The 5,791-nt window shown below is 64.7% G+C and carries 4 protein-coding genes and 1 pseudogene; 3 read left to right on the top strand and 2 right to left on the bottom strand.

The window, feature by feature from the left end; translation table 11 throughout:
- Positions 1-714: hypothetical protein (locus SE92_RS01310; RefSeq protein ID WP_063203280.1), on the bottom strand; the 714-nt coding region annotated here is incomplete at its 3' end.
- A gap of 281 nt (positions 715-995) precedes the next feature.
- Between SE92_RS01310 and SE92_RS01305 the strand changes: the two genes are divergently transcribed.
- Entirely contained in the window at positions 996-2,246 is a 1,251-nt protein-coding gene (locus SE92_RS01305) for a cyclopropane fatty acid synthase (protein ID WP_063194122.1), read from the top strand.
- 3 nt (positions 2,247-2,249) lie between these two features.
- Here SE92_RS01305 and SE92_RS01300 read toward each other — a convergent pair whose 3' ends face one another.
- A complete protein-coding gene (locus SE92_RS01300) occupies positions 2,250-2,456 on the bottom strand; it encodes a hypothetical protein (RefSeq protein ID WP_063194121.1) in 207 nt (68 codons plus the stop codon).
- Between the two features lie 551 nt (positions 2,457-3,007).
- Between SE92_RS01300 and SE92_RS01295 the strand changes: the two genes are divergently transcribed.
- Complete coding sequence (locus SE92_RS01295; RefSeq protein WP_063194120.1) at positions 3,008-4,516, top strand: replicative DNA helicase; 1,509 nt, start codon at positions 3,008-3,010, stop codon at positions 4,514-4,516.
- Between the two features lie 40 nt (positions 4,517-4,556).
- Positions 4,557-5,663, top strand: a pseudogene (alr, locus tag SE92_RS01290) (alanine racemase); the annotation flags it as partial.
- Between the last annotated feature and the right edge of the window lie 128 nt (positions 5,664-5,791).

The raw sequence follows: 5,791 nt of genomic DNA, 5'->3' as shown, positions 1-5,791 counted from the left end.
CAGCGCCGGAGTGTCGCTGCCGCGGGGCTCGACCTTGGCGCTATCGGGCTTGGCCTCGACGGGCTTCTCGGACGCCTTGCTGCTGTCGGGCTTAGCGTCGGGCTTGGCTTCGGGCTCGACCTTGGCCGCGTCGGGCTTCGGCTCGCTCTTCTTTTCTTCAGTGGCTGGTGCGGCGGCATCGACCTTCGGCGCCTCCTCGGTGCCGGGCTTGCCGCGGCGCTTGCTCTTACGCCCCTCGGGAGTGGCCTGCCCCTCGGGCCTCGCACCCTCCTCGGCCGGCCGTGCGGCGCGCTTCTGACGCGCACCTTCCGCGGCAGGAGCAGCAGCCTCGCCCTCGGGTTTGGCCTCACGCGGGCGGCGGCCCTGATGCTCGGGACTGGTGCTTGCGTCCTTCTCCTTGGCGCCGTCCTTCTTGCCGTCCTTGGCCTGGTAGCGGGTGTCGGTGGCGCCGTTGGACACGAGATAGGAGGCGAGGATGCCCGCCATGTCCGAGCTCGTGGTGTAGTGCTGGCGCAGGAAGCCCGGCAGCGAGCCTGGCGCGACGGATTTCAGAAGTCCACGCGGGCTCTTGTGGCAGACATTGCAGGTCTGCGCGAAAAGCTGAGACGGGGTCTTGCCGGCCTCGAGGTTGGTCGCCTGTGCAAAAACGGTATCGGCCGCGCCGAAGCCGATCAGAAGCAATACCGTCGCGAGGCTGAGCGCTCGGCTCGACATTCCCATCATCTCCATTGAATTCCGAGAGGTGCAGCCGGCCTCCGGCGCGGCGGCGGGTCACCTTTTATCCGATTGAGCCGCGAATGGAAGCAGCCTCCACGCGCAAGGATGTGATTAAGCGCTTTTGGAATATCCGCTGTGATCACAGCGCAATAGCGCGTCAAAAACATCCTTCCTAAATTTAGATGCAAACGCATAGGAACCGGAGCGGGACCTGAGCGTGCGATGTGAAAGCCGGGTTGGTCGCATCTCTTGAGGTTCGCTTTGAGAGGAAGGTAGCGATGGACCGATTGTTGCGTAGATTTCTGTCTCAATTCATTCGCCGCGGCTCCATGACGGTGACCACGGCGAAAGGATCGAGATTCACCGTCGGCGACGGCTCCGGCGTTCCGGTCGCAGTGCGCTTCGTGACTGGGGACGCCGAGCGGAAGATCCTCGTCAATCCCGAGCTCGGGCTTGGCGAGGCCTACATGGACGGCGAGTTCGTGGTCGAACGCGGCACCATAGCTGATGCCCTCGCGATCCTGCTCGATCAACCCGACCTGTTGCCGCAATGGGCCAAACCCTGGTGGCACCTGCGCTACCTGACGCGGCATCTGAAGCAATTCAATCCGCGCTCGCGCGCCCGCGACAATGTCGCGCATCATTACGATCTCGACGCACGGCTTTATTCGCTCTTCCTCGATGCCGACAAGCAGTACAGCTGCGCCTATTTCGAGACGCCGAACATGTCGCTCGACGATGCGCAGCTGGCCAAGAAGCGGCACATTGCCGCCAAGCTGCTCGTTGGACGCGGCCAGCGCGTGCTCGACATCGGCTCGGGCTGGGGCGGGCTCGGGCTCTATCTCGCCGAGATCGCCGGCGCCGATGTCACCGGCATCACGCTCTCGACCGAGCAGTTGCAGATCGCCAACGCGCGCGCGGCGGAAAAGGGCCTGAGCGGCTCGGCCCAATTCCTGCTCCAGGACTATCGCGACATCGCAGGCCCATTCGACCGTATCGTCTCGGTCGGCATGTTCGAGCATGTCGGCGCCGGTTTCTACGACACCTATTTCCAGCGTTGCGCCGAGCTACTCAGCGAAGACGGCATCATGCTGCTGCATTCGATCGGCCGTTCGCAGGGCCCGGACTCGACCAATCCCTGGATCGCCAAATACATCTTCCCCGGCGGCTACATCCCCGCTCTGTCGGAGGTGCTGCCGGCGATCGAGCGCGCGGGCCTTCTGGTCTGCGATATCGAGATCCTGCGCCTGCACTATGCGGAGACGCTCAAAGCCTGGCGAGAACGTTTCATGGCGCGGCGCGAGGAGGCCGTGCAGCTCTACGACGAACGCTTCGCCTTGATGTGGGAATTTTATCTCGCGGCCTGCGAGATGACGTTCCGCAAGCAGGACATGATGAACTTCCAGATCCAGCTCACCCGCCGCCAGGGCGTGGTGCCGACGACCCGCGACTACATGCCGCGCGAAGAAGCCCGGCTGCGGGCGCGCGAAGGCGCGGCCAGGCCGAGCCTGAAACTGGCTGGTGAATAGATCCTAGTGCCGCAGGGTCGAAATCTGGGAGGAGCGGAAAAGCGCGGTTAACGCCAATTGCGCCTGCAGTTCCAGCAGGATTTGGGGCGCGACGGGCTGCCGACGCACATCGGGCCGCTCAGCGTGCTCCATGGCCGCAATCAGGCCCGACAGCCAAAGCCGGCTGCCTGCCTCGCTTCGCCAGATCTGGTGCTGCCGTTCTGGCCGCATCGCTTGCCTCGTTCCCTGTTGGCGGACCGCGGAAGACAATTCCCTGCCCGTCCGCCTGTTCCGGGCATACCCCCGAAAGAATCCGGGAAGATGTGATCCACTTCACATAAGTCTGGTCGGCACTGGCTTAGACCGTCGCCATGAGCAAAGAGACGCAAACCTCATTCGACGTGCAGGACGACCTCCGCACCGATTACGCCCTGATCGCTACCGGCGTCGGGGCGGCTCTTGTTGCGCTGGTTTACCTCCTGCTGGTCTGAACCCGAGCCGAAAGCTCCCAGCGTGCGTTCATTCGCGCGCTATCCGGTACGTCTGCGCGCCAATCCAATAGGTTCACGGCTTCAGGATTTTTCCATGGCACGGTCGCGGCCGCTTCCTGGCCGCCCGGTTCCGCAAAAATCCGTCAAGCGCGGCGCGTGCTGCGGCTGCTAATCATCCACCATTTTCACTGAGCGGTTGATAGCGGTCAGCTTTCGCTTCCGCTTTGAGCTGCGGCGGCGCTTTATCCCGGCCCCGCATCCGCCCAAGAAAATTGCTAAGCACGTCCGACCATGGCCCTGACTGATTCGAACGTTCTCAAACTCGCCCCCGATGCCGGAACTCCCGCCTATCGGAGCGCGCCGCATAATATCGAGGCGGAACAGAGCCTTCTGGGCGCGATCCTGGTCAACAACGACGCCTTCTACCGCGTCTCCGACTTCCTGGAGGGGAAGCATTTCTTCGAGCCGCTGCACCAGACCATCTTCGAGACCGCCGGCAGCCTGATCCGGATGGGCAAGATCGCGACGCCCGTCACGCTGAAGACGTTCCTGCCCGCCGATACCGATGTCGGCGGCATGACCATCGGGCAGTATCTGGCGCGGCTCGCCGCCGAAGCGACCACCATCATCAACGCCCAGGACTACGGCCGCACCGTCTACGACCTGTCGCTGCGGCGCGACCTGATCGGCATCGGCGAGGACATGGTCAATGTCGCCTATGACGCGCCGGTCGATTTCCAGCCGCGGGCGCAGATCGAGGACGCCGAGCGCAAGCTTTACGAACTCGCCGAGTCCGGCCGCTATGACGGCGGCTTCCAGAAATTCTCGCAGGCACTGGCGGTCGCGGTCGATCTCGCCGCCAAGGCGTTCCAGCGTGACGGCAAGCTGTCCGGCATCTCGACGGGCATGCGCGACCTCGACACCAAGATGGGCGGCCTGCAGCACTCCGACCTCATCATCGTCGCGGGCCGTCCCGGCATGGGCAAGACCTCGCTTGCGACCAACATCGCCTACAACGTCGCCCAGGCCTATGTGCCGGAACTCCAGGCCGACGGTACCACGAAGGCCGCCAATGGCGGCGTGATCGGCTTCTTCTCCTGCGAAATGTCGGCCGACCAGCTCGCCACGCGTATCGTGGCCGAGCGCACCGGCGTTCCCTCCTCCCACATCCGCCGCGGCGGCATCTCGGAAGCCGATTTCGAGAAAATTCGCGAGGTCTCGATCGAGCTGCAGTCGCTGCCCTTCTACGTGGACGCCACCGGCGGCCTGTCGATCGCGCAGCTGATGGCGCGGGCGCGGCGGCTGAAGCGCCAGAAGGGCCTCGACCTGCTCGTGATCGACTACATCCAGCTGCTCTCGGGCTCGGGCAAGCGGAGCGACAATCGCGTGCAGGAAATCACCGAGATTACGACCAGCCTGAAGGCGCTGGCCAAGGAGCTCAACGTTCCCGTCATCGCGCTGTCGCAGCTCTCGCGTCAGGTGGAATCCCGCGACGACAAACGGCCGCAGCTCTCCGACTTGCGTGAATCGGGCTCGATCGAGCAGGACGCCGACGTCGTGCTGTTCGTTTACCGCGAGGAATATTACCTCGCGATGAAGGAGCCCCGCCCGGGCACGCCCGAGCACGAGAAGTGGCAGCTCGACATGAGTCTTGCGCACGGCAAGGCCGAAGTCATCATCGGCAAGCAGCGCCACGGCCCGACCGGCACTGTCGATCTGGCGTTCGAAGCCTCGGTCACGCGGTTCGGCGACCTCGCGCCTGACAGTCAGCTGCCGGTTCGCAGCGGCAACGACTACTGAGTTCCTTGAACAGCAACTGCCTCTTGCGTAAAACGGCGCCATGACAATGGCGTCCGACCCGAAAATGAACCCGCAATCCGGCCTTCTCTCCGCGGAGGCCAATCAGGCTGCCGCGCTCGCTGCCTATGGCGGCGTCCTCACCGTCGATCTCGACGCCATCATCGCCAACTGGCGCAAGCTCGAGAAGACGGCGGTGCCGGCCGAATGCTCGGCGGTGATCAAGGCCGATGCCTATGGCTGCGGCGCCGCCGAGGTCGCGCGTGCGCTGAGCAAGGCCGGCTGCAAGACCTTCTTCGTCGCCACCATCGAGGAAGCGCGCAAGGTGCGCGCGGCCGTCCCGGAGCCTACAATTTACGTGCTCGGCGGCTATTTCCAGAACACCGGCGAGCACTACGCCAAGATCAATTGCCGCCCGGTGATCGGCGACCTCAACGAACTCGCCGAATGGGACGTGTTCTGCCGCCGCACCGGGTGGAACGGCGGCGCCGCCATCCACATCGACACCGGCATGAACCGGCTCGGCCTCACGCTCCAGGAAGCGCAGGCCATCATCCCCCGCATCAATGCCGGCGATCATGGCATCACGCTGGTGATGAGCCATCTGGTCTCGGCCGAGCAGCTCAATAGCCCCGTCAATGCCAAGCAGCTGGCGGCCTTCCGCGGCATCGCCAGCGAATTCTCCGGCGTGCCGGCCGCGCTCGCCAACTCCTCCGGCATCTTCCTCGGCGCGCCGTTCCAGTTCGACCTGGTGCGTCCGGGCGCAGCTCTCTACGGCGTCAACCCGACGCCGGAGGCCGACAATCCGATGCAGCCGGTGGTCGATCTCAAGGCGCGCATCGTGCAGACCCGCAGCATCGAGCGCGGCGAGAGCGTCGGCTATGGCGGCACCTGGACCGCGCGGCGGCCGACGAAACTCGCGATCATCGCAGTCGGTTACGCCGACGGTTATTTCCGCGCGGCAAGCTCCAATGACGGCACCCGCGGCGCCGAGGTTATCGTCGCCGGCAAGCGCTGCCCGGTCGCGGGCCGCATCTCGATGGATCTGATCGCGATCGACATCACCGATCTGCCGCCGAACACAGCGCGGCGCGGCCATATGGTGACGCTGCTCGGCGAGGGCATCACCGTCGACGAGCTCGCGCATCATTTCGGAACGATCGGCTACGAGGTGCTGACCAGCCTCGGCCACCGCTATGCCCGCCTCTACAAGGGCGGCAATGTCGAGGAGCCGCTGACAAAGCCGGAGCCCGCACAAGCGGCCGGACAGCCGCCCTC

Source organism: Bradyrhizobium sp. AT1, from assembly GCF_001590795.1.
In the GTDB taxonomy this organism is placed as follows: Bacteria; Pseudomonadota; Alphaproteobacteria; order Rhizobiales; family Xanthobacteraceae; genus Bradyrhizobium.
The sequence above is the reverse complement of the archived record's forward strand: the minus strand, read 5'-3'. Positions and strand labels throughout refer to the sequence as shown.

Bases quoted from the DNA above. Each gene is read 5' to 3' on its own strand.
- SE92_RS01305 (WP_063194122.1), top strand. From the start codon at position 996: ATGGACCGATTGTTGCGTAGATTTCTGTCTCAATTCATTCGCCGCGGC.
- SE92_RS01300 (WP_063194121.1), bottom strand. From the start codon at position 2,456: ATGCGGCCAGAACGGCAGCACCAGATCTGGCGAAGCGAGGCAGGCAGC.
- SE92_RS01295 (WP_063194120.1), top strand. From the start codon at position 3,008: ATGGCCCTGACTGATTCGAACGTTCTCAAACTCGCCCCCGATGCCGGA.